The 24,773-nt window shown below is 70.2% G+C and carries 22 protein-coding genes, 1 tRNA gene and 2 pseudogenes; 15 read left to right on the top strand and 10 right to left on the bottom strand.

The window, feature by feature from the left end; translation table 11 throughout:
• Together ABZS97_RS33755 and ABZS97_RS33760 are read right to left on the bottom strand one after the other, a co-directional pair.
• Window positions 1-1,073: pseudogene (locus tag ABZS97_RS33755) on the bottom strand (hypothetical protein); the annotation flags it as partial.
• A gap of 7 nt (window positions 1,074-1,080) precedes the next feature.
• On the bottom strand, window positions 1,081-2,103 hold the full coding sequence (locus tag ABZS97_RS33760) for an SMI1/KNR4 family protein (RefSeq protein ID WP_356144022.1): 1,023 nt from the start codon (window positions 2,101-2,103) through the stop codon (window positions 1,081-1,083).
• Between the two features lie 237 nt (window positions 2,104-2,340).
• On the opposite strand from ABZS97_RS33760, the gene ABZS97_RS33765 reads away from it, so the two are divergent.
• Both ABZS97_RS33765 and ABZS97_RS33770 read left to right on the top strand, forming a co-directional pair.
• The gene (locus ABZS97_RS33765) at window positions 2,341-2,844 is read left to right on the top strand and encodes a YwqJ-related putative deaminase (RefSeq protein WP_356144024.1); all 504 of its coding nucleotides are present in this window, start codon (window positions 2,341-2,343) and stop codon (window positions 2,842-2,844) included.
• Window positions 2,845-2,916: 72 nt separating this feature from the next.
• The gene (locus ABZS97_RS33770; protein WP_356144026.1) at window positions 2,917-3,411 is read left to right on the top strand and encodes an SUKH-3 domain-containing protein; all 495 of its coding nucleotides are present in this window, start codon (window positions 2,917-2,919) and stop codon (window positions 3,409-3,411) included.
• Between the two features lie 494 nt (window positions 3,412-3,905).
• Here the strand turns inward: ABZS97_RS33770 and ABZS97_RS33775 are convergent, their stop codons facing one another.
• Complete coding sequence (locus tag ABZS97_RS33775; RefSeq protein ID WP_356144028.1) at window positions 3,906-5,213, bottom strand: histidine kinase; 1,308 nt, start codon at window positions 5,211-5,213, stop codon at window positions 3,906-3,908.
• 167 nt (window positions 5,214-5,380) lie between these two features.
• On the opposite strand from ABZS97_RS33775, the gene ABZS97_RS33780 reads away from it, so the two are divergent.
• The 7 genes from ABZS97_RS33780 (at window position 5,381) to ABZS97_RS33810 (ending at window position 11,051) form a co-directional block, all read left to right on the top strand.
• Window positions 5,381-6,247 carry a hypothetical protein gene (locus tag ABZS97_RS33780; protein ID WP_356144030.1) on the top strand — a complete coding sequence of 289 codons (867 nt, stop codon included), beginning with the start codon at window positions 5,381-5,383 and terminating at the stop codon, window positions 6,245-6,247.
• Between the two features lie 8 nt (window positions 6,248-6,255).
• A tRNA-Gln gene (locus ABZS97_RS33785) sits at window positions 6,256-6,328 on the top strand.
• A 126-nt stretch (window positions 6,329-6,454) separates the two neighbouring features.
• Window positions 6,455-7,903: a bifunctional UDP-N-acetylglucosamine diphosphorylase/glucosamine-1-phosphate N-acetyltransferase GlmU gene (gene glmU, locus ABZS97_RS33790; RefSeq protein ID WP_356144032.1), complete on the top strand. Its 1,449-nt coding sequence runs from the start codon at window positions 6,455-6,457 to the stop codon at window positions 7,901-7,903.
• Between the two features lie 164 nt (window positions 7,904-8,067).
• Window positions 8,068-9,042, top strand: coding sequence for a ribose-phosphate diphosphokinase (locus ABZS97_RS33795; RefSeq protein WP_356144034.1), 975 nt, complete (start codon window positions 8,068-8,070; stop codon window positions 9,040-9,042).
• 196 nt (window positions 9,043-9,238) lie between these two features.
• The gene (locus ABZS97_RS33800) at window positions 9,239-9,823 is read left to right on the top strand and encodes a 50S ribosomal protein L25/general stress protein Ctc (RefSeq protein ID WP_356144036.1); all 585 of its coding nucleotides are present in this window, start codon (window positions 9,239-9,241) and stop codon (window positions 9,821-9,823) included.
• Window positions 9,824-9,893: 70 nt separating this feature from the next.
• On the top strand, window positions 9,894-10,505 hold the full coding sequence (pth, locus tag ABZS97_RS33805) for an aminoacyl-tRNA hydrolase (RefSeq protein ID WP_356144038.1): 612 nt from the start codon (window positions 9,894-9,896) through the stop codon (window positions 10,503-10,505).
• 42 nt (window positions 10,506-10,547) lie between these two features.
• Window positions 10,548-11,051: a hypothetical protein gene (locus ABZS97_RS33810; protein ID WP_356144040.1), complete on the top strand. Its 504-nt coding sequence runs from the start codon at window positions 10,548-10,550 to the stop codon at window positions 11,049-11,051.
• An 85-nt stretch (window positions 11,052-11,136) separates the two neighbouring features.
• On the opposite strand, the gene ppc is transcribed toward ABZS97_RS33810, so the two are convergent.
• Complete coding sequence (ppc, locus tag ABZS97_RS33815) at window positions 11,137-13,869, bottom strand: phosphoenolpyruvate carboxylase (RefSeq protein ID WP_356144042.1); 2,733 nt, start codon at window positions 13,867-13,869, stop codon at window positions 11,137-11,139.
• A 285-nt stretch (window positions 13,870-14,154) separates the two neighbouring features.
• Here ppc and ABZS97_RS33820 point away from each other — a divergent pair, with 285 nt between their 5' ends.
• Window positions 14,155-15,165, top strand: a complete 1,011-nt coding sequence (locus tag ABZS97_RS33820) for a fatty acid desaturase (protein ID WP_356144044.1) — start codon at window positions 14,155-14,157, stop codon at window positions 15,163-15,165.
• On the top strand, window positions 15,162-15,839 hold the full coding sequence (locus ABZS97_RS33825) for a TetR/AcrR family transcriptional regulator (protein ID WP_356144046.1): 678 nt from the start codon (window positions 15,162-15,164) through the stop codon (window positions 15,837-15,839). Before ABZS97_RS33820 ends, ABZS97_RS33825 begins: the two co-directional genes overlap by 4 nt.
• Window positions 15,840-15,842: 3 nt before the next feature.
• Here ABZS97_RS33825 and ABZS97_RS33830 read toward each other — a convergent pair whose 3' ends face one another.
• Both ABZS97_RS33830 and ABZS97_RS33835 read right to left on the bottom strand, forming a co-directional pair.
• Complete coding sequence (locus ABZS97_RS33830; protein WP_356144048.1) at window positions 15,843-16,214, bottom strand: VOC family protein; 372 nt, start codon at window positions 16,212-16,214, stop codon at window positions 15,843-15,845.
• 3 nt (window positions 16,215-16,217) lie between these two features.
• The gene (locus tag ABZS97_RS33835) at window positions 16,218-17,036 is read right to left on the bottom strand and encodes a trans-aconitate 2-methyltransferase (protein ID WP_356144050.1); all 819 of its coding nucleotides are present in this window, start codon (window positions 17,034-17,036) and stop codon (window positions 16,218-16,220) included.
• Window positions 17,037-17,228: 192 nt separating this feature from the next.
• Between ABZS97_RS33835 and tamR the strand changes: the two genes are divergently transcribed.
• Window positions 17,229-17,726 (top strand): MarR family transcriptional regulator TamR, encoded by a 498-nt coding sequence (tamR, locus tag ABZS97_RS33840; protein ID WP_356144052.1) that lies wholly within the window; start codon window positions 17,229-17,231, stop codon window positions 17,724-17,726.
• Here the strand turns inward: tamR and ABZS97_RS33845 are convergent.
• Window positions 17,685-18,452 carry a response regulator transcription factor gene (locus ABZS97_RS33845; protein ID WP_356144054.1) on the bottom strand — a complete coding sequence of 256 codons (768 nt, stop codon included), beginning with the start codon at window positions 18,450-18,452 and terminating at the stop codon, window positions 17,685-17,687. The two genes, tamR and ABZS97_RS33845, sit on opposite strands and share 42 nt — an antisense overlap.
• A 258-nt stretch (window positions 18,453-18,710) precedes the next feature.
• On the opposite strand from ABZS97_RS33845, the gene ABZS97_RS33850 reads away from it, so the two are divergent.
• The gene (locus tag ABZS97_RS33850) at window positions 18,711-19,166 is read left to right on the top strand and encodes a GNAT family N-acetyltransferase (RefSeq protein ID WP_356144056.1); all 456 of its coding nucleotides are present in this window, start codon (window positions 18,711-18,713) and stop codon (window positions 19,164-19,166) included.
• A 131-nt stretch (window positions 19,167-19,297) separates the two neighbouring features.
• On the opposite strand, the gene galK is transcribed toward ABZS97_RS33850, so the two are convergent.
• From galK to galT, 3 genes are read right to left on the bottom strand one after another with little or no spacing between them, the layout of a single operon-like run.
• A complete protein-coding gene (galK, locus tag ABZS97_RS33855; protein WP_356144058.1) occupies window positions 19,298-20,446 on the bottom strand; it encodes a galactokinase in 1,149 nt (382 codons plus the stop codon).
• 4 nt (window positions 20,447-20,450) lie between these two features.
• Window positions 20,451-21,413 (bottom strand): UDP-glucose 4-epimerase GalE, encoded by a 963-nt coding sequence (gene galE, locus ABZS97_RS33860; protein ID WP_356144060.1) that lies wholly within the window; start codon window positions 21,411-21,413, stop codon window positions 20,451-20,453.
• Window positions 21,410-22,471, bottom strand: coding sequence for a galactose-1-phosphate uridylyltransferase (galT, locus tag ABZS97_RS33865; protein ID WP_356144062.1), 1,062 nt, complete (start codon window positions 22,469-22,471; stop codon window positions 21,410-21,412). The genes galE and galT overlap by 4 nt, the downstream gene beginning before the upstream one ends.
• 175 nt (window positions 22,472-22,646) lie before the next feature.
• Between galT and ABZS97_RS33870 the strand changes: the two genes are divergently transcribed.
• Window positions 22,647-24,359, top strand: a complete 1,713-nt coding sequence (locus ABZS97_RS33870) for a sodium:solute symporter family protein (protein WP_356144064.1) — start codon at window positions 22,647-22,649, stop codon at window positions 24,357-24,359.
• Between the two features lie 20 nt (window positions 24,360-24,379).
• A pseudogene (locus ABZS97_RS33875) lies at window positions 24,380-24,682 on the top strand (hypothetical protein); the annotation flags it as partial.
• Between the last annotated feature and the right edge of the window lie 91 nt (window positions 24,683-24,773).

A 24,773-nucleotide genomic window follows, 5' to 3' on the forward strand; every position in this document is an offset into this window, starting at 1 on the left:
CGCGGCGGGGCCTGCGCCTTGCTGGTCGCGGCGTCGGCGATGTCACCGGCGTGCGGCGGCAGCGGCCGCTCCGGCGCGACCGGTCCACCCGGACCCGCGGGCGGCTGCGCACCGGGAACCGGCGCACCCGGCGGCGGGGTCGGCGCCCCACCGGGACCCTGCGGATAGCCGTACGAGGCCGGCGCCGGAGGCGGCGTAGCCGGCGAACCCGGCGCACCCGGACCGCCCGGAGCCTGCGGGAAGCCGCCGGACGGCGGCCCGGGGTTCGGGTCGGAGAGCGCGGGGGCCATGGCGGTGGGCGGAAGCTGACTGCCGCCGGACATCAGCGCGGTCTTGGCGTCCGGCAGCACGCCGGGCGGCGGGGTGCCGCCCTCGTCGAGGCCGGACAGCGGCGGCGCGAACACGGTCGCGGGCAGCGGTACGGAACGGTCGTCGCCGGCATCCGCGTTGGTGTCGGTCCCCGCCCACGGGGTCGCCGAGGCAGGCACGCCCGCGGCATCCTGCCCCTGCCCGGCCGCGGGCCACGCACCCGCGCCCGCGCCCGCGTCCGAGTGAGCCGACGGCGCAGGCGGCGTGGGCACTCCGGCCCCCGAAGACGCGGCGGCCACACCTCGCGGACCCGGCACCGCATCCGACGGCGCATCGGCCGGGCTGCCGGACGAACCGCCCGAGGTCCCCGCCTCCGCACGACGGTCCGGAATCCCCATCTTGTCCGCGGCCTCCTGCAGCCACTCGGGCGGAGTCAGCAGGAAGGACGTCTGGTTCAGATCGACCCGGGCCGGAGGCGCCGGGGACGCAGCCGGCGCCGCGTCCGGCGCTCCGTACTGCTCCTCGTAACGGCGGATCACCTCGCCCACCGCCAGCCCGGGCCACAGCGTCGCGTCGCCGCTGTCCCGCGCGATGACGAGCCGCTGGGCACCGCCGTCCGAACGCGGGCCGTCGGCGCGATCCTCGGCCCACACCACGAAGCCGAGCTCGAACTCACGCACCCGCACCTCGCGGTGCTGATAGCCGGGCACATCGCCGTTGATCCACTCTTCCGCGCGCTCCTGCGCCTGCGCGAAGGTCACCATCGGAAGCTCACTCCCCCATCGAAGACGCCGAAGGCCCAGAAGCCACGGAAGACGCCGTGCCGACCGGGACGGCATGCGCGAAGCCGCCGTCCACCATCAGATTCGCCACGGTCTCCAGCTCCGGCGGATTACCCGCCAGCCGGGACAGGAACTGGTCGAAGTCGTCACCACAGGGCAGCAGCAACCGCTGCACCCGCTCCGCCGGCGGCCAGGCGTCCTGGTCACGGGCGTCGTCGTACGCACAGAACCAGACCGAACCCGCCGCCTCGCCCCGCACCTTCACGGCGAGCAGCCCGCCCTGCACGAACCCGACGCCCAGGTAGTCCTTGGTCAAGTGGTCGCGCAGGCACTTGTTGACGTACACGAGGTCATTGACGGCCGCCTCGTCGCGCACGGTGAAGAACGGCTGGTCCACCAGCAGCCCCAGCTCCGCGTCGAGCGCGGCACCGACGGGCGCGCAGCCCCCGGCCGCCTTCAGGAAGGACCGGTACGCCCCGGGCAGCCGGTACCCCAGCTCCTCCTCGACCGCCAGCACCTGCTGCTCCGTCACCGCGACCGCCGACTTCGGCAGCCCGAAGTGCGCGGGCCGGGTGTCCTGCAGCGGACGCGTGCCCCGCTTGTTCTGGTCCACCGCCGTCGTCGCGAGCCCGCCGTGGTGGCGCAGCAGCGCCTTCACCTCCACCGGCACCAGCTCCAGCCGTCGGCCGCCCGGCACGTGGTGCCAGGTCCAGCCGTGCGGAGTGGCCACCGACGGGATGGTGTCCCACAGGTCGTGCCCCGAGGCGGCCAGCGCGGCGTTCGCGGACACGTAGTCCGTCAACCGGAGCTCGTCGACACCGAAGCCCTCCGGGGGCTCGGCGATCTCCGCGGCGGCACGCGCGTACGCCGAGAAGTCGGGGTAGCCGTGCTCGTCCACCCGTACACCTCTGGGGTGACGGGCCGCCCGGACCGGGTCCGGGAAGTGCACGACCTGCCCGGCGTAGGCCGCGTTCGGCGGCGCGGCTTGCTGCCCGAGCCGACCTGTCGTCATGGCGGTTGCCCCCTGCGGCTTCATCTGTGGCCTGTATGGCTGTACGGATCGCGGATGTCGACAGCCTATGCGGTGGAACGACACCGGTCACCGGGCCTCCGGTTCCGTGACCTGCCGTCACCCCGCCGTGACGGTGCGACGAAGACCGGGCGTGTCGCACGCCCCAGCTTCCGCACCAGCCACGCCATTTGGCAGTCTGTCTCCGCATCGGGGGATGCACGGGAGGGAAGAACGATCATGAACGCGACGCATACGGGGACGTCCGGAGACCCTCGGGTCGGCTGGAGCAGCGCCGAGGCGCCCCGCACACCCACCCTCCAGCACCGCCGCGACGGCATACTTCCCACCGTCGCCGCCGCCCTCTCCGTACGCGGCGCGACACTCACCGGCACCGCCGGCCGCGCCGACCAGCCACCCGCACTCCACCCGCTGGTCCAGGACTTCCTCGACACCCTCACCAGCGCCCAGCGCGACCGCTTCACCGGCCGCTGCGCCGAGGCCATCCTGATCTCCCGGCACATCACCGCCGCCGACGACGCCCGCAGCAGACGGGCCGCACGCAAGCCGATGACGAACGGCGAGGCCCGCAAGGCCCTCAAACAGGCCAAGCTCACCGCCCGCCGCATCCGCGAGGACGGCGACCCGCTGCACGGCAGCTTCGCCGCGCCCTGCCGCGCCTGCACAGCGCTGAGCGACCACTTCGGCGTACGCATCGTCGACCCGACGGAACCGGACGACTGACGCGCGCCGTCCCACCCACGGTGGCAGTACGGCGGTGACGCCGGTCCATGACACTCGACGAACGAAGGGCAGATGCACGCCGATCGCACCTCCACCACCCGGTTCTCCGTCCTCGTGGACGCCGCTCTGCGCGCCGCCGGATGGCAGCCCGGGCGCTGGGACATAAAGCAGGCCGAGATCTGGGCCGACGAACTGCGCGGGCATGCGTCGCCGGCCGGGCACCGGCACACGGTGTTTCCGGCGGCGGTGGAAGCATGGGCGGAATTCGGCGGGCTGCGGCTCGCCGCGCAGGCGCCGGGGCGGCAGATCGCCCCGGCCTGTCTCGACCTCGACCCGTTGCACGGGCTGCACATGGCCCGCACCCTCGGGGATCTCGGGCGGGCGCTCGGCACGGAGGTGTGCCCCCTCGGCGAGGAGTCCGACAACCGGGCGTTGCTCGCCATCGACGCGGAGGGGCGGGTCTACGCCCTCGACCACACCGGCGACTGGTACCTCGGCCCCACCGTCGACCAGGCCCTCACCACCCTCCTCTCCGGCACCGACCCAACCCGCCTGACGGCAGGCTGACCCCCTCCGGGGCGCCACCGGGGTGAGTGGGCAAACCCCGGTACCCCCTGTCTCCTCCGCACCCGGCGTGGCTGCTGGGCGGGGGTGGGTCACGCAACTCGGCGCTTACAAGGCGCCGCTGCGCCCACCCGTGCCGCCCCTAGCGGCACGATTGCCCGCAGTAACGCGGCTTCGCCGGCCCCCCGGCGCCACGCGCACCCGCAGTGAAGCGGCATCCGTACGCCCCACTCCCCGGCCCCCAAGCCGCCGCAGTCGCGTACGCACGGAAGGGTCCGTGCCGGTACGTCTCTGCCCGTCGCGTAGCAGGCCCCCAGCCAAGCTCCGCCATGCTCGACCCCGGGCAGTACGCCCACGCGGCGACGGGCAAGACGTACCGGCACGGACCCGACCCACCCACCGCACCCCCACGCGAACGGCGCCCACGCCAGCAGACGTACCGGCACGGACCCGACCCACCCACCGCACCCCCCCTACGAACGGCGCCCCCGCCAGAATCACGTAGGGATGACCGCCGACACCCGAAACCCCCCCGCCTCCGTCCCCCCCGACACAAACACCCCACCCAACGCCGCGACCCGCTCCTTCATCCCCAGCAACCCGTTCCCGCCGCTCGGCAACCCCACCGAGGACACCCCCGGCTCCGGCGGGCACTCGTTCTCGACCTGCATGGCGATCTCGGAGGCCCGGTGAGCGAGCCGTACGTACGTCTTCGCGCCGGCCGCATGCTTGTGGACGTTGGTCAACGCCTCCTGAACGACCCGGTACGCGGTCTGCTCCACCTCGGGCGCGTACCCCCGCACATCGCCCTCCACCGACAGGTCGACCACCATCCCCGCGGCCGCCGACTGCCCGATCAACTCCTCCAGCTCCGCAAGGCACGGCCCGTCCACGGAGTCGTCCACCAGCCGCGACGCCGCCGCCGCGGCAGCAGCCGCCACACCCACGGCAGCCAACGGCACCGCCTGGACCCGTACGTCCAGCCCCTCCCCCGTACGCAGCACCCCGAGCATCTCCCGCAGCTCGGTCAGCGCCTGCCGCCCCATGTCCCCGACCAGCGCCGCGTTCCGCACGGCCTTCTCGGGGTCCTTGCGCGCCACCGCCTGCAGGGCGGCCGCGTGCACCACCATCAAGCTCACCCGGTGCGCGACCACATCGTGCATCTCACGCGCGATCCGCGTCCGCTCCTCGTTGCGCGCCCACTCGGCCCGCTCCTCGGCCCGTTCGGCGAGCAACTGCAACTCCCGCTCCAAGGAGTCAGCCCGCTCGCGCAGGCTCTCCATCAACCTCCGCCGAGCCCCCACATACAGGCCGAGCAGCACGGGAGGCGCAGTCATCCCCAACGCGGTCGAGATGGAGACGAACGGGACGAACCACTCCCCCATCGCCACATCGCCGCGCACCACCCCCTGCTGCGCCCGCACGAACGTCACGATCAGCATCCCGGCGAACGACATTCCGGCGAGGGCACCGATGATCCGGCGCGGCATCTCGGACGCGGCCAGCGTGTACAGCCCCACGAGGCCCATCACGAAGCCCATCTGGGCGGGCGTGATGGCGATGGAGACGAGCACGACGGCGATGGGCCACTTCCGCCGCAGCACGAGCACGGACCCGGCGACGAGCCCGAACACCATGCCCACCGGAACCGGCAGCCCCGCATCGCGCGCGAACTGCCACCCCTCCACGGTGCACTCCACCGCGGACACCACGGCGAGCCCCACATCCAGTACGGCGCCGCGCCACCGCTCCCACCACCATGGGCCGCCCCCGGCCCCGGTGTGCTCTTCCCCCGTCGTGGTCATATCTCCACCCTACGGGCGGGGGCCACCCCTTTTCCGGTGAGTTTCGGCTACTGGCCTACACCACACCCCGCAATCGAACAGAAGCGAAACCACCCGGTATCCCTCGAACTGCTGAACCGCTCACCGTTCGACCCCGGAAGCCCTAATTCCGCCCGGACGGTATACCCATGGCACACGCACATGGCAAATACGCCGACTTCGAGGGGCTCCGCGAGCAGGCCCTCACCCTGCGCCGAGCAGGCCTCAGCCGCCGTCAGATCCGTGACCGGCTCCACGTCCACAACAACGACATCCTCAACCGGCTCCTGGAGGGCGAGCCGCCCCCGGAATGGACGAAGCGCCCGAACGCGAAGGACGACGTACGGGGGCGAGCGCGGGAACTGCGACTCCAGGGCTGGACCTACGACCAGATCCAGGCCGAACTGGGCTGCTCGAAGAGCTCGATCTCGCTGTGGGTGCGAGATCTGCCGAAGCCCGAGCGGCGAGATCCGTCCGAGCAGGCGAAGCTGGCGGCTCGGAAGAGGTGGGAGCACGAGCTGGCGGTCCGGGACGAGGAGCGGCAGCGGACCAAGGCGGCCGCAGCAGCGGAGATCGGCGAGATGTCCGATCGCGATCTCTTCATGACCGGAGTCGCGCTCTACTGGGCCGAGGGTGGCAAGGACAAGCCGTACGCCAGGCGCGAGAACGTGCAGTTCGTCAACAGCGACCCTGGAGTGATCCGGGTCTACCTGTCCTGGCTGAACCTGCTCGGCGTAGACCGCGACCGCCTGCGGTACCGCGTCATGATCCACCTGACGGCCGACGTCGAGGGCGCCAATCGCTACTGGGCAGACCTCGTCGGTGTCGACGTCTCCCTGTTCCAGAGAACAACCATCAAGAAGCACAACCCCAAGACCATCCGCAAGAACGTGGGGGAGAACTACCGGGGCTGCCTCGTGATCGGCGTCCTCCAGAGCGCCGATCTGTACCGGCGGATCGAGGGCTGGTGGAATGGAATCGTTCTTGGCAGCAAGCCAAGCTCCGGTAAGGTCTGAAGCAGCGATCCGCCGTAGTGTAATTGGCAGCACGGCATCCTTTGGAGATGTTCGGTCTAGGTTCGAGTCCTAGCGGCGGAGCTGCACTGATGGGCCCTGACAGCACTGTCAGGGCCCGCTCTCATATCCCCCCCGAAACGCCCCGGTATCCTGCGGATGTCCACACCCCGAAGGCACCCCAGCCATCCGAAGCCGAAGGGCATACCCGTGAGCGCCAACCGCCCGTCAGCCGTCGTCGTACTCGCAGCGGGTGAGGGCACCCGTATGAAGTCGGCCACACCCAAGGTCCTGCACGAACTGTGCGGACGTTCCCTGGTGGGCCATGTACTCGCGGCCGCACGCGAGTTGGAGCCGCAGCACCTGGTCGTCGTCGTGGGCCACGCGCGCGAGAAGGTCGCCGCGCACCTCACCGGCATCGACCCGGCCGTACGGACGGCCGTGCAGGCCGAGCAGAACGGCACGGGGCACGCCGTGCGGATGGGCCTGGAGGAGCTCGGCGGCGTCGTCGACGGAACCGTGGTCGTCGTCTGCGGCGACACCCCGCTGCTGAGCGGCGAGACGCTGCGCGCCCTCGCCGCGACCCACACCACCGACGGCAACGCCGTGACCGTACTGACCGCCGAGGTGCCGGACGCGACCGGCTACGGCCGGATCGTGCGCGACGGGGTCTCAGGCGCCGTGACGGCGATCGTCGAGCACAAGGACGCCTCCGAGTCGCAGCGTGCGATCCGTGAGATCAACTCGGGTGTCTTCGCCTTCGACGGGCAGCTCCTGGCGGACGCGCTGGGCAAGGTGCGCACGGACAACAGTCAGGGCGAGGAGTACCTCACCGACGTCCTCGGGATCCTGCGCGAGGCGGGGCACCGCGTCGGCGCGTCCGTCGCCGGGGACCACCGCGAGATCGCCGGGATCAACAACCGCGTACAACTGGCGGAAGCCCGCCGCACCCTCAACGACCGGCTCCTGAACCGGGCCATGCTCGCGGGCGTGACGGTCGTCGACCCGGCGACCACCTGGATCGACGTGAGCGTCACCTTCGAGCAGGACGCGATCGTGCACCCGGGCACCCAGCTCCAGGGCGCCACGCATCTCGGGGAGGGCGCCGAGGTCGGCCCCAACTCCCGGCTGAAGGACACCAGGGTCGGATCCGGCGCCCGGGTCGACAACACCGTCGCCGACGGCGCCGAGGTCGGCCCGCAGGCGACCGTCGGCCCGTTCGCCTATCTGCGCCCCGGCACCCGGCTCGGACTCAGGTCCAAGGTGGGTACGTACGTGGAGACGAAGAACGCGACGATCGGTGAGGGCACGAAGGTGCCGCACCTGTCGTACGTCGGGGACGCGACGATCGGTGAGTACTCGAACATCGGCGCCGCGAGCGTGTTCGTGAACTACGACGGACAGGACAAGCACCACACGACCGTGGGCTCCCACTGCCGTACCGGTTCGGACAACATGTTTGTGGCGCCTGTCACGGTCGGGGACGGCGCGTACACCGCGGCGGGCTCGGTCATCACCAAGGATGTGCCGCCCGGCTCGCTGGCCGTCGCCCGGGGCCAGCAGCGGAATATCGAGGGTTGGGTGGCCCGTAAGCGTCCGGGGAGCGCGGCGGCGAAGGCGGCCGAGGCGGCTTCCCGGGAGTCGGGCAGCGAAGACTGACCGGAAACACGTGCGTCCGACAGGACGTACCGTGATAACTGCACACCCGCACCCCAGCTGAGAAGACCTCTCGCGCCGAGTCCGCACCCGGCCGGGAACCGGTCGCCCGTGCGACCGGCACGTCTTCTCACACCCAGCTGAGACACCTCTGAGGAGACAGTGCTGTGACCGGGATCAAGACGACCGGCGAGAAGAAGATGATGTTCTTCTCCGGCCGCGCCCACCCCGAGCTTGCCGAGGAGGTCGCCCACAGGCTGGGTGTCGGGGTCGTCCCGACGAAGGCCTTCGACTTCGCCAACGGCGAGATCTACATCCGCTACCAGGAGTCCGCGCGCGGCGCCGACTGCTTCCTGATGCAGAGCCACACGGCTCCCATCAACAAGTGGATCATGGAGCAGCTGATCATGATCGACGCGTTGAAGCGCGCGTCGGCCCGCTCCATCACGGTCATCGTGCCGTTCTACGGTTACGCCCGTCAGGACAAGAAGCACCGTGGACGTGAACCGATCTCGGCGCGTCTGATCGCGGACCTGATGAAGACGGCGGGTGCGGACCGCATCCTCACCGTCGACCTGCACACGGACCAGATCCAGGGCTTCTTCGACGGCCCGGTGGACCACCTGTTCGCGCTGCCGATCCTCGCGGACTACGTGGGCGCGAAGGTCGACCGCGACAAGCTGACCGTCGTCTCGCCGGACGCCGGCCGCGTGCGCGTCGCCGACCGCTGGTGCGACCGCCTGGACGCTCCCCTCGCGATCGTGCACAAGCGTCGTGACAAGGACGTCGCCAACCAGGTCACCGTGCACGAGGTCGTCGGTGACGTGAAGGGCCGCGTCTGTGTCCTGGTCGACGACATGATCGACACCGGTGGCACGATCGTCGCCGCTGCGGACGCGCTGTTCGCGCACGGTGCCGAGGACGTCATCGTGACGGCCACGCACGGTGTGCTCTCCGGCCCGGCGGCCGACCGTCTGAAGAACTCCAAGGTCAGCGAGTTCGTCTTCACCGACACCCTGCCCACGCCGGGTGAGCTGGAGCTCGACAAGATCACGGTCCTGTCGATCGCCCCGACCATCGCCAACGCGGTGCGCGAGGTCTTCGAGGACGGCTCGGTGACGAGTCTCTTCGAGGAGCAGTAGACGGTCCTCGCGTAGATCGATTTCTGGTACGGCCTTCCCGCCCCGTAAGCTGTCACAGTTGCTCGGCGAGGGAGGCCGTACCGCTTTCACAGGCGTGTACGGCGGTCCGTTATCGACGCGCTCTTCGTAGCAGGCCGATGTTCGGCCGGGTGACCACCTTCCCCGGCCTTTGGGCCCCGTAGTACGAGGAGTGAACATGTCCGAGGTCAAGCTCGCCGCCGAGACCCGCACCGAGTTCGGCAAGGGTGCCGCCCGCCGTATCCGTCGTGAGAGCAAGGTTCCCGCGGTCGTCTACGGTCACGGCACCGAGCCGGTCCACATCACGCTTCCGGGCCACGAGCTGCAGCTCGCCCTGCGCACCCCGAACGTCCTGCTCTCCCTGGACATCGAGGGCAAGTCCGAGCTCGCGATCCCGAAGGCTGTCCAGCGTGACGCCATCAAGGGCTTCCTTGAGCACGTCGACCTGATCCTCGTGAAGCGCGGCGAGAAGGTCAACGTCGAGGTCTACGTGCACACCGAGGGCGAGCTCGCTCCGGGTGCCTACCTGCTCGAGCACGTGCTGAGCACGCTGAACGTCGAGGCCGAGGCCACGCACATCCCGGAGTCGGTCACCGTCTCCATCGCGGGCCTGGAGGCCGGCGCGGCGATCCTCGCCAAGGACATCCCGCTTCCCGAGGGCACCACGCTGGCGACCGACGAGGACGCGGTTGTCCTCCAGGTGCTGGCCGCCCAGGCGGAGGAGGCGCCCGCGGACGCCGAGTCCGAGGGTGCCGAGGCCTGATCCGGCCCGTAATCTCTGCTGTCGGCCGCCGCTCCCATCCGGGGCGGCGGCCGACGCGTATCAAGGACATATGGGAGACACGGACGTGACGAGCGACGCAGGTGCGCCCTGGCTGATCGTGGGGCTGGGCAACCCGGGGCCCGAGTACGCGATGAACCGGCACAACGTGGGGTTCATGGTGGCTGACCTCCTCGCGGAGCGGATCGGCGGGAAGTTCAAGCGGGCCGGCAAGGCGCAGGCGCAGGTGATCGAGGGCCGGATCGGTCCGCCGGGTCCGGCGAACCGTCGGGTGATCCTGGCCAAGCCGATGTCGTTCATGAATCTGTCCGGTGGCCCGGTGAATGCGCTGCGGGAGTTCTACAAGGTGCCGCTCGACCGGATTGTCGCGGTCCACGACGAGTTGGACATCGACTACGGCGTGCTGCGTCTGAAGTTGGGCGGCGGGGACAATGGCCACAACGGGCTGAAGTCGATGACGAAGGCGATGGGTGCGGACTACCACCGGGTGCGGTTCGGCATCGGTCGGCCCCCGGGGCGTATGCAGGTCGCGGACTTCGTGCTGAAGGACTTCGCGTCGGCGGAGCGCAAGGAGCTGGACTACTTCGTGGACCGGGCGACGGATGCGGTGGAGTGTCTGGTGCTCGACGGGCTGGAGCGGGCGCAAAGCACGTACAACTCCTGACTTGTCACCCGCCGAGGTTGACTGGCCGTCCGGGCATGGCCAATGATCCCCGCCATGCCCGCCTCTGCCACCTCCTCCCGTCAGGCCTCGGTTCTCGCGCTGCGGTTCGGGCGGCTCGCGGCGATGGGCACGGTTGCCGCGCTGATACTGATCGCCGGTGTGTGGGCGTCCTGGGGGAGCGCGCAGTACGTGATGCTCACCAAGGGGCGCGAGCGCGGCACGATCGCGGTGACGCGGTGCGGTGACGACACCTGCAGCGGTCCGTACACGCCGGTCTCGGCGGGGTCGAAGGCGCGCGGGCGGGTGGTCATCGACAACACGGTGGCCGTGCGCAAGGGCCGGACGTACACCGTTGTCGTGGAGCCGGGCGGCGGTGAGGTCGTGCGGTCCGGACCGGCCGGGATCCTGTACTCCTGGGTTCCGTTCGGCGGTGCGCTGTTGCTGGCCTCGGTCGTGGTGGCCGGCGGGCTGGGGCGGACGCGGCTCGGCTGGGTGCTGGCGGGCTCGGGGGTCGCGTTGCTGACGGCGGCGTTCGCGGTGGTCTGAGTCTCCTGGACATGAGCTGGACATGAGGGTGCCCCCGAGCGTCGTACGAGCTCGGGGGCACCCTCTTGTGTGCGGGGCCGGCGGGTCAGCCGGTGTTGCGCAGGCCTGCCGCCACGCCGTTGACCGTCAGGAGCAGGGCTCGTGAGAGCAGCGGGTCGGGTTCGGCGCCGGCGGCCGCTTCGTCGCGCTGGCGCTTGAGGAGGGCGACCTGGAGGTAGGAGATCGGGTCGAGGTAGGCGTCGCGGATGGCGAACGTCTGCTGGAGGACGGGGTTGGTGTCCAGGAGCTGTCGGCCGCCGGTGATGCGGAGCACCTCGGCGACGGTCAGTTCGTGCTCGGCCTCGATGGTGGCGAACACGTGCTTGAGTTCGTCGGGGACGAGGGTGTCGACGTAGTGCCGGGCGATGCGCAGGTCGGTCTTGGCGAGGGTCATCTCCACGTTGGAGAGGAAGTTGCGGAAGAAGTGCCACTGGCCGTGCATCTCGTCGAGGACGGTGTCGAGGCCGGCCTCGCGCAGCGCCTTGAGGCCGGATCCGACGCCGTACCAGCCGGGCACGATCTGCCGCGACTGGGTCCAGCCGAACACCCACGGGATGGCGCGGAGGCCGTCGAGCGAGACGCCCGAGCCGGGGCGGCGCGAGGGTCGCGAGCCGAGGTGCAGGTCGGCGAGCTGGTCCACCGGTGTCGAGGCGAGGAAGTACGTCGGCAGGTCCGGGTCCTCCACCAGCTTGCGGTACGCGGCGTGCGCGGCGTCGGAGACGACGTCCATCGCCGCGTCCCAGCGGGCCAGTGCCTCGTCGGACTGGCGGGGGGAGGTGTGCAGGGCGGATGCCTGGAGGGTGGCCGCGACGGTCAGCTCCAGGTTCTCCCGGGCCAGGGAGGGCACCAGGTACTTGTCGGAGATGACCTCGCCCTGCTCGGTCACCTTGATCTCGCCTTCCAGCGTGCCCCACGGCTGCGCGAGGATCGCGTCGTGCGAGGGGCCGCCGCCGCGGCCGACGGTGCCGCCGCGGCCGTGGAAGAGCCGCAGGCGTACGCCGTAGCGGTGCGCGACGTCGCGCAGGCGCCGCTGGGCGCGGTGGATCTCCCACTGGCTGGTGGTGATGCCGCCGAACTTGGAGGAGTCCGAGTAGCCGAGCATGACTTCCTGGACGTCGCCGCGCAGGGCGACCAGCCGTCGGTAGGACGGGTCGGAGAGCATGTCCTCCAGGATGGTGTCGGCGGCCTTCAGCTCGTCCGTGGTCTCCAGGAGCGGCACGATGCCGATCTTCGCCCAGCCGGCGTGGAGGTCGAGGAGGCCGGCCTCGCGGGCGAGGACGGCGGCGGCGAACACGTCGTCGGCGCCCTGGCACATCGAGATGATGTACGACTCGATGACCTCGGGCCCGAAGACGGCCAGGGCCCTGTTGACCGTCTCGAAGACGCCGAGGGTCTTCTCGCCGGACGCGTCGAGCGGCGCCGGGGTGGGGGCGAGCGGCCTGCGGGAGCGCAGTTCCTTGGCGAGGAGCTTGCCGCGGTAGTCGCGGGGCATGTCGGCGTAGCGCCAGGACTCCTCGCCGAGCCGGTCGAAGAGCTGGCCGAGGGCGTGGTGGTGGGCGTCGGCGTGCTCGCGTACGTCCATGGTGGCGAGCTGGAGGCCGAAGGCGGCCAGCGTGCGGATGGTGCGGTTCATCCGGCCGTCGGCGAAGAGCGCGCCGCGGTGTGCGCGCAGCGAGGTCTGGATGAGGACGAGGTCGTCGAGGAGTTCGCCGGTGCCGAGGTAGTCGCGGCCGTCCTCGTGCGGGATGCCCTTGGCCAGGCGCTGCTTGGTGTTCTCCAGCTTCTGCCGGATGCAGGTTGCCTTGAGGCGGTAGGGCTCCTCGGAGTTGAGGCGCTTGTAGCGGGGGCTGATCTCGGGCAGTCGCTCCAGGTCCGTCCGGAGGGAGGCGAGCAGTTCCTCGGTGGCTCCGGTGTAGCGGATGGAGTTGGAGAGGAAGCCGCGCAGTTCGTCGATCAGTTCGAGCGCGTCGTTGATGCCGTGTTCGTGCTGGAGGATCAGGACGTCCCAGGTGACGGCCGGGGTGACGTTCGGGTTGCCGTCGCGGTCGCCGCCGATCCAGGTGCCGAAGGTGAGCGGGCGGGTCTCGTCCGGCAGGGTGACGCCGACGCGTTCCAGTTCGGCGGTGAGGTCCTCCAGGACGTCGCCGACGGCGCCGGCGTGCAGCTCGTCGAGGTAGTAGATCGCGTTGCGGGCCTCGTCGGCGGGCTCGGGGCGCACGACGCGGAGTTCGTCGGTCTGCCACACCAGGTCGATGTTTTCGGCCAACCGGGTGTCGTAGCGGCGCCGGTCCGCCTCGATGACCGGGGTCTCCAGAAGGGCGGCGATCCTGCGCAACTTGTTGAGTACCGAGCGGCGGGCGGCCTCAGTCGGGTGTGCAGTGAAGACCGGGCGGACGTTGAGGTTCCGTACGGTCTCGCGCAGGTGTTCGGGGTCGGCGTCCTTGAGGCGGTCGGCCGTACGGGCGAGGAGGCCGCCCTCGGCGGCGCGCTTGGCGCGCAGCTCGCGGCCGCGGTGCACCTGCTCGGTGACGTTCGCCAGATGGAAGTACGTCGAGAAGGCGCGGACCAGCTTGCCCGCGGTCTCCAGCTCCGTCCCGCGCAGCAGCTCGGCGGCGGCTTCGCCGTCCTCGCGGGTCAGGCTGCGGACCTTCTCGACCAGTTCCAGCAGCTCGGGACCCTCCTGCCGGACAAGGGTCTCGCCGAGCAGGTCACCCAGGCGCCTGATGTCGGCACGCAGCTCGCTGCTGGTTGTCGTGGTCTGGTCGTCGGCACTGCTCACAGGTGCGGCTCCTTGCAGTGTGGAAGCTCGTCTGAAGCTCGTCTGGGAGGGAACCCGGGTGGCGACCGCGCGGCGGCTGCCGCATAGGGAGGTGGCATCCGGGAAGAAATCAGAGCGGACCGCGCTGTCCGACCGACTCCAAGGATAGGTGTCCACACGGACGCGCAGGCTCGCGGGCTCTTGCCGCCGGGCCGCACGCTGCCATACTTACGTCGCCGTAGGTTACGGACCCGTAAGAACGGTATCCGGCCACCCTCAAAACCCTCGACCCCACAGGGGACGCCCATGACCACGAGCTCCGATGTGATCGAAGACGCCCCGCAGGCGAACAGCGACACCCCAACGCCCTCCGCCACGCTGGGCGGTGAGCAGAAGCGTTCACTCGAACAGATCACGCTGCTGCTCTTCATCGTCGTCCCGTTCCTCGCGGTTCTCGCGGCGGTGCCGCTGGCCTGGGGCTGGGGGGTGAGCTGGCTGGACGTCGGCCTGCTGGTCTTCTTCTACTACTTGGGATGCCACGGCATCACGATCGGTTTCCACCGGTACTTCACGCATGGCTCCTTCAAGGCGAAGCGCCCGCTCAGAATCGCGCTGGCGATCGCGGGCTCGATGGCGGTCGAGGGGCCTTTGGTCCGCTGGGTCGCCGACCACCGCAAACACCACAAGTTCTCCGACGCGGAGGGCGACCCCCACTCGCCCTGGCGCTTCGGTGAGACGATCCCGGCCCTGATGAAGGGCCTGTGGTGGGCGCACATCGGCTGGATGTTCGACGAGGAGCAGACGCCGCAGGAGAAGTACGCGCCCGATCTGATCAAGGACCCGGCGATCCGGGCGATCTCCCGTCAGTTCATCTTCTGGGCCATGCTGTCCCTCGCCCTGCCGCCGCTGATCGGCGGTCTGGCGACGATGTCCTGGTGGGGCGCGTTCACGGGGTTCTTCTGGGGCTCGCTCGTCCGCGTGGCCCTGCTGCACCACGTGACCTGGTCGATCAACTCGATCTGCCACGCGGTGGGCAAGCGCCCCTTCAAGTCGCGTGACCGCTCGGGCAACGTGTGGTGGCTGGCCGTGCTGTCCTGCGGCGAGTCCTGGCACAACCTGCACCACGCCGAGCCGACCTCGGCGCGGCACGGTGTCGAGCGCGGCCAGGTGGACTCCTCGGCCCGCATCATCCGCTGGTGCGAGCAGCTCGGCTGGGCGTCCGACGTGCGCTGGCCGTCACGCTCGCGTATCGATTCGCGTCGCAACCCGGACGGGTCCGGCTCCCGACGCAAGGCAGAGTCCGTTGACGCGGCATGATTGACGGCGTGGCGACCGACTCCAGCAGCACTCCGAGCAATGAGAAGCCGCGGCGCCCACGCCGCACCCGCATGACCGGTGCCGAGCGCCGTCAGCAGCTGCTGGAGATCGGTCGCACGCTGTTCGCCGCGAAGGGCTTCGAGGGCACGTCGGTGGAGGAGATCGCGGCGAAGGCCGGCGTCTCCAAGCCCGTCGTGTACGAGCACTTCGGCGGCAAGGAGGGGCTGTACGCCGTGGTGGTGGACCGCGAGATGCGGCGCCTCCTCGACATGGTGACCGGTTCCCTGACCGCAGGACACCCCCGTGAGCTCTGCGAACAGGCGGCCTTCGCCCTCCTCGACTACATCGAGGAGTACACGGACGGCTTCCGCATTCTCGTCCGCGACTCCCCCATCCCCCAGTCCACCGGCTCCTTCGCCTCCCTCATCTCGGACATCGCGACGCAGGTCGAGGACATCCTGGGCCGCGAGTTCAAGAGCCGTGGCTTCGACCCGAAGCTCGCCCCGCTGTACGCCCAGGCCCTGGTCGGCATGGTCGCCCTGACCGGCCAGTGGTGGCTGGACGTCCGCCGTCCGAAGAAGGCCGAGGTCGCGGCCCACCTGGTGAACCTGGCCTGGCACGGCCTGGACGGCCTGGAGGCGAAGCCCCGCCTGATAGGGCACCGCAAGGCGTAGCTCCTAGTCGCGGCCCCGGAGGGGTTCGAGGAACTCCAGCCGGTTGCCCACCGGGTCCTCGGAGTAGAAGCGGCGGTGACCGGGGAGGTTGTCGTCCCAGGTGACCGGGGCGCCGTGGGCCGCGAACCGGTCGGCGTACGCCTCGATGTCCGTGACCCTCAGCCCGGGGTGGGCCTTCCGCGCCGGGAGGAAGTCTTTCTCGATCCCCAGGTGGAGCTGCACGGGACCCGCCCGGAACCAGCAGCCCCCGCGGGCGGCGAGGACCGGCGGCTTGGGGATCTCCGTCATGCCGAGGACGTCGGCGTAGTACGCGCGCAGGGCGTCCTCCGAGCCCGGCGGCGCTGCGAGCTGGACGTGGTCGACGGCGCTGAGCATCTCTCAGGCCTCCTTGCGGGCGACGGCGAACAGACGCCGGAAGGGGAGCACGGTGCCGTATGCCGCGCTCGGATAGGCCGCGCGCAGCAGGTCGCGGTATTCGGTGACGAAGGCGTCCCGGGCGTCCGGGTCGTCGGCCAGCGCGGTCAGGGCGGGGCGCAGGCCGGTGCCCTTGACCCAGTCGAGGACGGGGTCCTGGCCCTGCAGGACGTGCAGGTACGTCGTCTCCCAGATGTCGGTCGCGCAGCCGAGGCCGGCGAGCTTGTCGAGGTAGACGGCGGGCGGGTGCACCGAGTCCGTGCGGCGCAGCACCTCGCCGACCCGGTCCTTCCAGCGCGCGGTGGCGCCGAGCTCGCGCATGAGGGCGTGCAGGGGCGCGTCGATGTTGTTCGGCACCTGGAAGGCGAGGGTGCCGCCCGGGGCGAGCGCGTCCAGCCAGGCCGGGAAGGCGTCCAGGTGTCCCTCGACCCACTGGAGTGCCGCGTTGGAGACGATCAGGTCGTACGTCTCGGTGGGCGCCCAGGCCGCGGCGTCCGCGAAGGCGAAGTCGAGCCGCCCGCCGCCGGCCGTGGGCCCCGCGTACGCCTTGGCCTGCTCCAGCATCTCCGGGGAGTTGTCGTGGCCGGTGATGTGCGCGGTCGGCCACCGTTCGGCGAGCACGGCCGTCACGTTGCCGGGGCCGCAGCCGAGGTCGGCGATGCGGGCCGGGGTGCCGGGCAGGTCCGGGATGCGGGCGAGGAGGTCGGTGAAGGGGCGGGCGCGGTGGTCGGCGTGGCGCAGGTACTGGGCCGGGTCCCAGGTGGGAGTGGCGGCGGCAGGCATGGACGGGCCTCCTCGAAGGTCAGCCGGAGAGGTGCCGGCGACGAACCGGTGACGCACCGGCGGCGTGCCGGTGAGTCGTTGACCGTGCGGACTCCACCCTCACACCATAAATATCTCGACGTCAAGAAACTTCATCCCAAGAGACTCCATGTCAAGAGACTCCACATCGACACAACCACTACACTGATCGCCATGGAGGACGAGGTCGATCGGCTGGTCGCAGCATGGCGCCGGGAGCGCCCTGACCTCGACGTGGAACCGCTCGAGGTACTCAGCCGGGTGAGCAGACTGGCCCGGCACCTGGACCGGGCACGCCGGCTGGCGTTCTCCGAGCACAGCCTGGAGCCCTGGGAGTTCGACGTGCTGACCGCGCTCAGGCGTGCCGGCGCCCCCTACCAGCTCTCACCGGGCCAGCTCCTGACCCAGACCCTCGTCACCTCCGGCACGATGACCAACCGCATCGACCGGCTGACGAAGAAGGGCCTGGTGGAACGCCTCCCGGACCCCAGCGACCGCCGGGGCGTGCTGGTGCGACTGACGGACGACGGCCGCGACCGCGCCGACCAGGCACTCGCCGGTCTGCTGGAGCAGGAGCGGGCCATCCTCGCGGAGCTGAGCCGGGCTCAGCGCGGTGAACTGGCCGGACTGCTACGCCAGTTGACCGCCCCGTTCGACAACATCCCCGGCTAGGTCGACCGGGCCCACGCCCGCCCGGCGGGCGAGCGCGACGGCGGCCAGGGTGGAGTGCACGCCCAGCTTTCCGAGCACGTTCTGCATATGCGTACGGACGGTGTGCGGGGAGAGGAACAGCCGCTCCGCGACGGCCTTGCGGCCGAGCCCCGCGACCATGCAGCGCAGCACTTCGCGCTCCCTGGGCGTCAGGGACTCCACCAGCCGCTCGCTCTCGGTGCGGTGCTTGCGGGCGGCGGTCAACTCCCGCAGTACGCCCGTGAGCAGGGCGGGCGGAAGATGCGTCTCGTCGCGCAGCACGCCCCGTATGACGGTGAGCAGCCGGGACAGCGAGCAGTCCTTGGCCACCCAGCCCGAGGCACCGGCCTGCAGCGCGAGCGCCGCGCGGCGCGGGTCGTCCTTCTCGGCGAGCACGACGATACGGACGCTCGGCTGGCCGGAGCGCACGCCCGCGACGAGCGAGATGCCGTCGACGAGCCCGTCCTCGTTGCCCTCCTGCACGGGCACGGCGGGCCTGCTGCCCGGCACGTTGCCGCCCAGGTCGGCGTCGACGAGCAGGACGTCGAATCTGCGTCCCTCCGCCGCCGCCCGCTCCAGGCAGCGCAGCGCGGCGGGACCGCTGCCGGCCGCGGACACGTCGACGTCGGGCTCGGCGGCCAGGGCCGCGGCGAGCGACTCGGCGAAGATGCGGTGGTCGTCGACGACCAGGACTCGGATGCGAACCACTGAAACCCCCACAGGTCGGGAGACGACCCTGCGCAGGTACGGCGCCCGAAGTGATCCCGAGCCCGCTTGCGGCCCGGAAAACGGGGTGCCGCAGCCGCACGGCCGCCGCCGTGCTTCAACTGCTACCCCCACTCCGGGCGTCGTACCCGGCTGTCTCGCCCCCTGATCAGCACCGGCCCCCACCGGTGCTGTTCATCAGGGTAAGGCCGGGGGCGGAGAGCGGAAGGTTATTTGCAGAACTGGTTGGCCAGCGCGTTTATGGTGAGACGTATGTTTCGTATGGAGACAGGAGTCGACAAGGAGCGGCGCGATCTGCTTCGCAAACGGCTGTGGGACACCAACACGCAGGCCTCGCCAGTGCTGCGCGCGCTGCGCGGCACCCCCGGTGAACACGGGGTTCCGCTCCATGTGTGGGTGGTGGACGCCGAAGGCGCCCTGGCCGGCGGGCTCGTCGGCCACACCTGGGCGACCTGGCTGCACGTCACCTATCTGTGGGTGGACGACCGCTTCCGCGGCGCGGGCCTCGGCTCCCGTCTCCTCGCCTCGGCGGAGACCACGGCCCGCACCGAGCACGGGTGCCGAGGCTCCCGCCTGGAGACCTGGGACTTCCAGGCGCCGGAGTTCTACCGCAGGCACGGCTACGAGGTGGTGTGCGTGATTCCGGATTACCCGCCGGGGGTCACGGAGTACACGATGACGAAGCGGCTGGGGTGAACCGGCTTTTTTTCGCCTTCTCCGCCCCTACCCGTCCCGTACCTGGGGGCTCCGCCCCCAGACCCCCGCTCCTCAAACGCCGGAGGGGCTGTATCCAGCGCGTCCGGCGTTTGAGGCTGAGCCCGTAGGGCTCAGGCCACCCGTCGCGCCCCCGCCGAAGGCACCGCCGGGAACACCCGCGGTGCGGTGTAGCCCGCTGCCGCGAAGGCCTCCGTGATCGCCTTGGTCACCGTGTCCACGTCGGCGGACTCCACCAGGACGACCGCCGAGCCGCCGAAGCCGCCACCTGTCATACGGGCGCCCAGCGCGCCGGAGGCGTTGGCCGTCGAGACGACCAGGTCCAGCTCCGGGCAGGAGATGCGCAGGTCGTCGCGGAGCGAGCGGTGACCGTCGGTCAGGACGGGCCCGATGGCGCGGACGTCGCCCGCGTCGAGGAGGGCGATGACCTGCTCCACGCGGTGGTCGTCGGAGACGACATGGCGCACGTAGCGGCGCACGCGCTCGTCCGTGAGCCTCTCGAGCGCGCCGTCCAACTCCTCGTAGGCGACATCGCGCAGGTGCGTCACGCCCAGCTGCCGGGCGCCCTCCTCGCAGCCCGCGCGCCGCTCGGCGTACGCGCCGTCGCCCAGCGCGTGCTTCACACGGCTGTCGACGACCAGCAGCTCCAGGCCCTGCGAGGCGAGGTCGAAGGGGACCTGGCGGATGGACAGGTCGCGGCAGTCCAGGTGCAGGGCGTGGCCCTCGACGCAGCAGGCGGACGCCGTCTGGTCCATGACTCCGCAGGGGACGCCCACGAAGTCGTTCTCGGCGCGCTGGGACAGGCGGGCCAACTGGGGTCCGGTCAGACCCAGTTCGTACAGGTCGTTCAGGGCCAGTGCCGTGACGACCTCCAGCGCCGCCGAGGACGACAGGCCCGCGCCGGTCGGCACCGTCGAGGCGAGGTGGATGTCGGCGCCGCCCGCGACGGTCGCGTGCCCGGCCTCGCGCAGGGCCCAGACGACGCCCGCCGGGTACGCGGCCCAGCTGGTGTTCGTCAGCGGCACCAGCTCGTCCACCCGCAGCTCCACGACGGGGCCCTCGATGTCCGCCGAGTGCAGCCGGAGCACCCCGTCCTCGCGCCGGGACACCGCGGCGACCGCCGTGTGCGGCAGCGCGAGCGGCATCACGAAGCCCTCGTTGAAGTCGGTGTACTCGCCGATCAGGTTCACCCGGCCGGGTGCTGCCCAGACGCCCTCGGGGGCCGCCCCGTACAGCTCCTCGAAGCCCTCACGCACGCCCACCTGTCTACTTCTCCCTGTTCTGGGCGAACGCCCACGCGTCCGCGACGATCCCCGCGAGATCCGCGCGGGACGGGTTCCAGCCGAGCCGCTCGCGGGCGGTGGCGGCCGAGGCGACCAGGACCGCCGGATCGCCGCCGCGGCGGGGGGCGACCACCTCGGGGATCGGGTGGCCGGTCACCGCGCGCACCGTCTCGATGACCTCGCGGACGGAGAACCCGTTGCCGTTGCCGAGGTTGCAGATGAGGTGCTCGCCGGGGGTGGCCGCCTTCAGCGCCAGCAGATGGGCCTCGGCCAGGTCGGCGACGTGGATGTAGTCGCGCACGCAGGTGCCGTCGGGGGTCGGGTAGTCGTCGCCGAACACCGAGATCGCCTCACGGCGGCCCTGCGCGACCTGGAGGACCAACGGGATCAGGTGCGACTCGGGGTCGTGCCGCTCGCCCCGGCTGCCGTACGCGCCGGCCACGTTGAAGTAGCGCAGGCTGACCGCGGCGAGTCCATGGGCCGCCGCCTCGCCGGTGATCATGTGGTCGACGGCGAGCTTCGAGGCACCGTAGGGGTTGGTCGGGGAGGTCGGCGCGCTCTCCACGATCGGGGTCGTCTCCGGCTCGCCGTACGTCGCGGCGGTGGAGGAGAAGACCAGCCTGCGCACGCCCGCCTCGCGCATCGCGGCGAGCAGCGCCATCGAGCCGCCGACGTTGTTGTCCCAGTACTTCTCGGGCTTCACGACGGACTCGCCGACCTGCGAGAACGCGGCGAAGTGCAGGACGGCGTCGTACGACGGATCCAGCCACTTGGCGGCATCGCGGATGTCGCCCTCGATGAAGGAGGCACCGGCCGGCACGCCCTCACGGAACCCGGTCGAGAGGTTGTCGAGGACGGTGACCTCGCAGCCCGCCTCCAGCAGGTGCTGCGCCACCACGCTGCCGACATAGCCCGCGCCGCCGGTGACCAGGTACTTCCCACTCATGAACTCGCTACCTCTCGCAGTCGCTGAGCCGCGGACTCCGGCGGCACGTCGTTGATGAACACGCTCATGCCGGACTCGGATCCCGCGAGGAACTTCAGCTTGCCGGACGTACGGCGAATGGTGAAAAGCTCCAAGTGGAGTGCGAAGTCGTCGCGGTTGACGCCCTCGAACTCCTCCAGCACGCCGAACGGCGCCTGGTGCCACGCGGAGATGTACGGCGTGGCCGGTTCACCCTCGCCGAAGATCCGGTCGAAGCGCTTCAAGAGTTCCAGATAGACCTTGGGGAACTCTGTGCGCGCGTCCTCGTCCAGGCCCAGCAGGTCGGGCACGCGGCGGCGGGGGTAGAGGTGCACCTCGTAGGGCCAGTGCGCGGCGTACGGCACGAAGGCGACCCAGTGCTCGGTCGCCAGCACGACCCGCTCACCGGCCAGCTCCCGCTCCAGTACGGCGTCGAAGAGGTTCCCCCCGCCCGTCGCCTCCTTGTGCGCGGCGAGCTGGCGCAGCATCAGAGCCGTACGCGGAGTGGTGAAGGGGTAGGCGTAGATCTGGCCGTGCGGGTGACCCAGGGTCACGCCGATCTCGGCGCCGCGGTTCTCGAAGCAGAACACCTGCTCCACGGAGGGGAGATGCGACAACTCGGCCGTGCGGTCGGTCCAGGCGTCCAGGACCAGGCCCGCCTGCTCCTCGGTGAGGGAGGCGAACGACGCGTCGTGGTCGGAGGTGAAACAGACGACCTCGCAGCGGCCCGAGTCGCCGGCCAGCGACGGGAAGCGGTTCTCGAAGACCACGACGTCGTAGGAGGAGTCGGGGATCTCGCTGAGCCGCTCGCCCTGCGAGGGGCACAGCGGGCACTCGTCGGCCGGCGGGTGGTAGGTGCGGCCCTGGCGGTGCGAGGCGATCGCCACGGAATCACCGAGCAGCGGGTCCCGGCGTACCTCCGAAGTGGTGACGGTGGGGTCGAGAGGCCGCCGGTCCACCGCGTCGCGCACCGCGTCGTCGCGCGCGTCGTAGTAGATGAGCTCACGACCGTCGGCCAACTGGGTCGAGGTCTTCTTCACGGTGGACTCCCCATCCGCACCCGATCAATCTTCAACATAACCAAACACAACAAACCATGTTTCCCCCGCGCCGTCAACGTCACAATCAAACAAAGGACACCATCAGGAGTGTTCATTTTTGAATGCGGGGGCACAGGTTCCGGTCTGATCAGTTCGCGCAACGAAGCGAGTTCCTATGCAGTCCCCCACACATTCCCCCGCATACCTGGCTGATCCAGACACTCACCTGGCCGCCGGCCTGCGACTTCCCACCAACGCGCTCGACTACACGATCCTGGGCATCTACTTCGTGGTCGTCCTGGGTATCGGCTTCGCCGCCCGGCGATCGGTGAAGACGAGCCTCGACTTCTTCCTCTCCGGGCGCTCCCTGCCCGCCTGGGTCACCGGCCTGGCGTTCATCTCCGCCAATCTGGGCGCCACCGAGATCCTGGGCATGGCCGCCAACAGCGCGCAGTACGGCGTCTACACCGTGCACTGGTACTGGATCGGCGCCATCCCGGCCATGGTCTTCCTCGGCCTGGTGATGATGCCGTTCTACTACGGCTCGAAGGTGCGCTCGGTCCCGGAGTTCCTGCTGCTGCGCTTCGACAGGTACGCGCACCTGCTGAGTTCGATCCTGTTCGCCTTCGCCGCCATCCTGATCGCCGGTGTCAACCTCTACTCGCTCGCGATCGTCGTCGAGGCGTTGCTCGGCTGGCCGCAGTGGGTCGCCGTCGTCGTCGCGGGTGCCTTCGTGCTCGGCTACATCACGCTCGGCGGTCTGTCCTCGGCCATCTACAACGAGGTCCTGCAGTTCTTCGTCATCCTGGCCGCGCTCATCCCCATCGTGGTGCTCGGCCTGAAGAGGGTCGGCGGCTGGGACGGCCTGTCCGACTCGCTGGAGAAGACCCACGGCGCCGACTTCATGACGGCGTGGGGCGGCACCGGCATCGGCAGCGACAACCCGCTCGGCGCCAACTGGCTGACCATCGTGCTCGGCCTCGGCTTCGTGCTGTCCTTCGGCTACTGGACGACCAACTTCGCCGAGGTGCAGCGCGCCCTGTCCGCGAAGAACCTGAGCGCGGCCCAGCGCACGCCCCTGATCGCCGCGTTCCCGAAGATCTTCATCGTCTTCCTGGTGATGATCCCGGGCCTGGTCGCCGCCGTCCTCGTCCCGAAGATCGGCACGCCCGACTCGGACCTCCAGTACAACGACGCGATCCCGTACCTGATGCAGGAGCTGCTGCCCAACGGCGTGCTCGGCATCGCGGTGACCGGTCTCATCGCCGCGTTCATGGCGGGCATGGCGGCCAACGTCTCGTCCTTCAACACGGTGTTCACCACCGACATCTGGGCGAAGTACGTGGTGAAGGGCCGCGAGGACACGTACTACGTACGGTTCGGGCGGCTGATCACGGCCATCGGCGTGGGGGCCTCCATCGGCACCGCCTTCCTCGCCTCCTCCTTCTCGAACATCATGAGCTACCTCCAGGCGCTGTTCTCCTTCTTCAACGTGCCGATGTTCGTCGTCTTCATCATCGGCATGTTCTGGAAGCGCGCGTCCATGAAGTCCGGCTTCTGGGGCCTGCTCGCGGGCACCACCGCGGCGATGATCAACTACTTCGTCATCTACATGCAGGGCGTCATCGACATCCCCTCCGACCAGGGCGCCAACTTCGTCTCCGCGATCGCCGGGTTCGTCGCCGGCGCCGTGGTCATGGTCACCGTCTCGCTCTTCACCAAGCCCAAGCCCGCCGAGGATCTGCAGGGCCTGGTGTACGGCACCCGCTCGCCCGGCATGGAGGAGCCGCCCGCCGCGGGCGACGACGCCTGGTACCGCAGGCCCGCCCTGCTGGGCTGGAGCGCGATCATCCTGGCCGCCGCCTGCTACATCCCGTTCTCGTTCTGACGCGGGAGGATTGAGAGACCATGTCCGACCACTCCGACTACTCCGACCGCGACGTCCAGCGCGAGGTCACGGAGCTGGAGCAGAAGTCCGCGACCGCCGCCCGGCTCTTCGACATCCGCCGCATCATCGGCGGGCTGTTCGTGCTCTACGGCGTCATCGTCACGATCGCCGGGTTCACGGTGTCCGACGCCGACCTCGACAAGGCCGAGGGCGTCAACATCAACCTCTGGACCGGCCTGGGCATGCTCGCCCTGGGCCTGTTCTTCCTGATCTGGCTGAAGCTGCGCCCGCTGGCTCCGCCGCCACCGCCGCTGCCGGACCAGCAGGAACAGCAGCAGGAAGAACGACAGGAAGCCGGAACGGGCTGGACCGACAACGGACTCGTCTTCACCACCCCGAAAGGCAGGCCGCTCG

Source organism: Streptomyces sp. NPDC005485, assembly GCF_040606085.1.
Taxonomy (GTDB): Bacteria; Actinomycetota; Actinomycetes; order Streptomycetales; family Streptomycetaceae; genus Streptomyces.

Excerpts from the sequence above, each read along its gene's own strand:
- ABZS97_RS33775 (WP_356144028.1), bottom strand. The coding sequence starts at position 5,213 with ATGACCACGACGGGGGAAGAGCACACCGGGGCCGGGGGCGGCCCATGG.
- ABZS97_RS33820 (WP_356144044.1), top strand. The coding sequence starts at position 14,155 with ATGACCACGAGCTCCGATGTGATCGAAGACGCCCCGCAGGCGAACAGC.
- ABZS97_RS33765 (WP_356144024.1), top strand. The coding sequence starts at position 2,341 with ATGAACGCGACGCATACGGGGACGTCCGGAGACCCTCGGGTCGGCTGG.
- ABZS97_RS33870 (WP_356144064.1), top strand. The coding sequence starts at position 22,647 with ATGCAGTCCCCCACACATTCCCCCGCATACCTGGCTGATCCAGACACT.
- ABZS97_RS33825 (WP_356144046.1), top strand. The coding sequence starts at position 15,162 with ATGATTGACGGCGTGGCGACCGACTCCAGCAGCACTCCGAGCAATGAG.
- galE (WP_356144060.1), bottom strand. The coding sequence starts at position 21,413 with ATGAGTGGGAAGTACCTGGTCACCGGCGGCGCGGGCTATGTCGGCAGC.
- ABZS97_RS33810 (WP_356144040.1), top strand. The coding sequence starts at position 10,548 with ATGATCCCCGCCATGCCCGCCTCTGCCACCTCCTCCCGTCAGGCCTCG.
- tamR (WP_356144052.1), top strand. The coding sequence starts at position 17,229 with ATGGAGGACGAGGTCGATCGGCTGGTCGCAGCATGGCGCCGGGAGCGC.
- ABZS97_RS33780 (WP_356144030.1), top strand. The coding sequence starts at position 5,381 with ATGGCACACGCACATGGCAAATACGCCGACTTCGAGGGGCTCCGCGAG.
- ABZS97_RS33800 (WP_356144036.1), top strand. The coding sequence starts at position 9,239 with ATGTCCGAGGTCAAGCTCGCCGCCGAGACCCGCACCGAGTTCGGCAAG.
- pth (WP_356144038.1), top strand. The coding sequence starts at position 9,894 with ATGGGAGACACGGACGTGACGAGCGACGCAGGTGCGCCCTGGCTGATC.
- ABZS97_RS33830 (WP_356144048.1), bottom strand. The coding sequence starts at position 16,214 with ATGCTCAGCGCCGTCGACCACGTCCAGCTCGCAGCGCCGCCGGGCTCG.
- ABZS97_RS33835 (WP_356144050.1), bottom strand. The coding sequence starts at position 17,036 with ATGCCTGCCGCCGCCACTCCCACCTGGGACCCGGCCCAGTACCTGCGC.
- ABZS97_RS33770 (WP_356144026.1), top strand. The coding sequence starts at position 2,917 with ATGCACGCCGATCGCACCTCCACCACCCGGTTCTCCGTCCTCGTGGAC.
- ABZS97_RS33760 (WP_356144022.1), bottom strand. The coding sequence starts at position 2,103 with ATGACGACAGGTCGGCTCGGGCAGCAAGCCGCGCCGCCGAACGCGGCC.
- ABZS97_RS33850 (WP_356144056.1), top strand. The coding sequence starts at position 18,711 with ATGGTGAGACGTATGTTTCGTATGGAGACAGGAGTCGACAAGGAGCGG.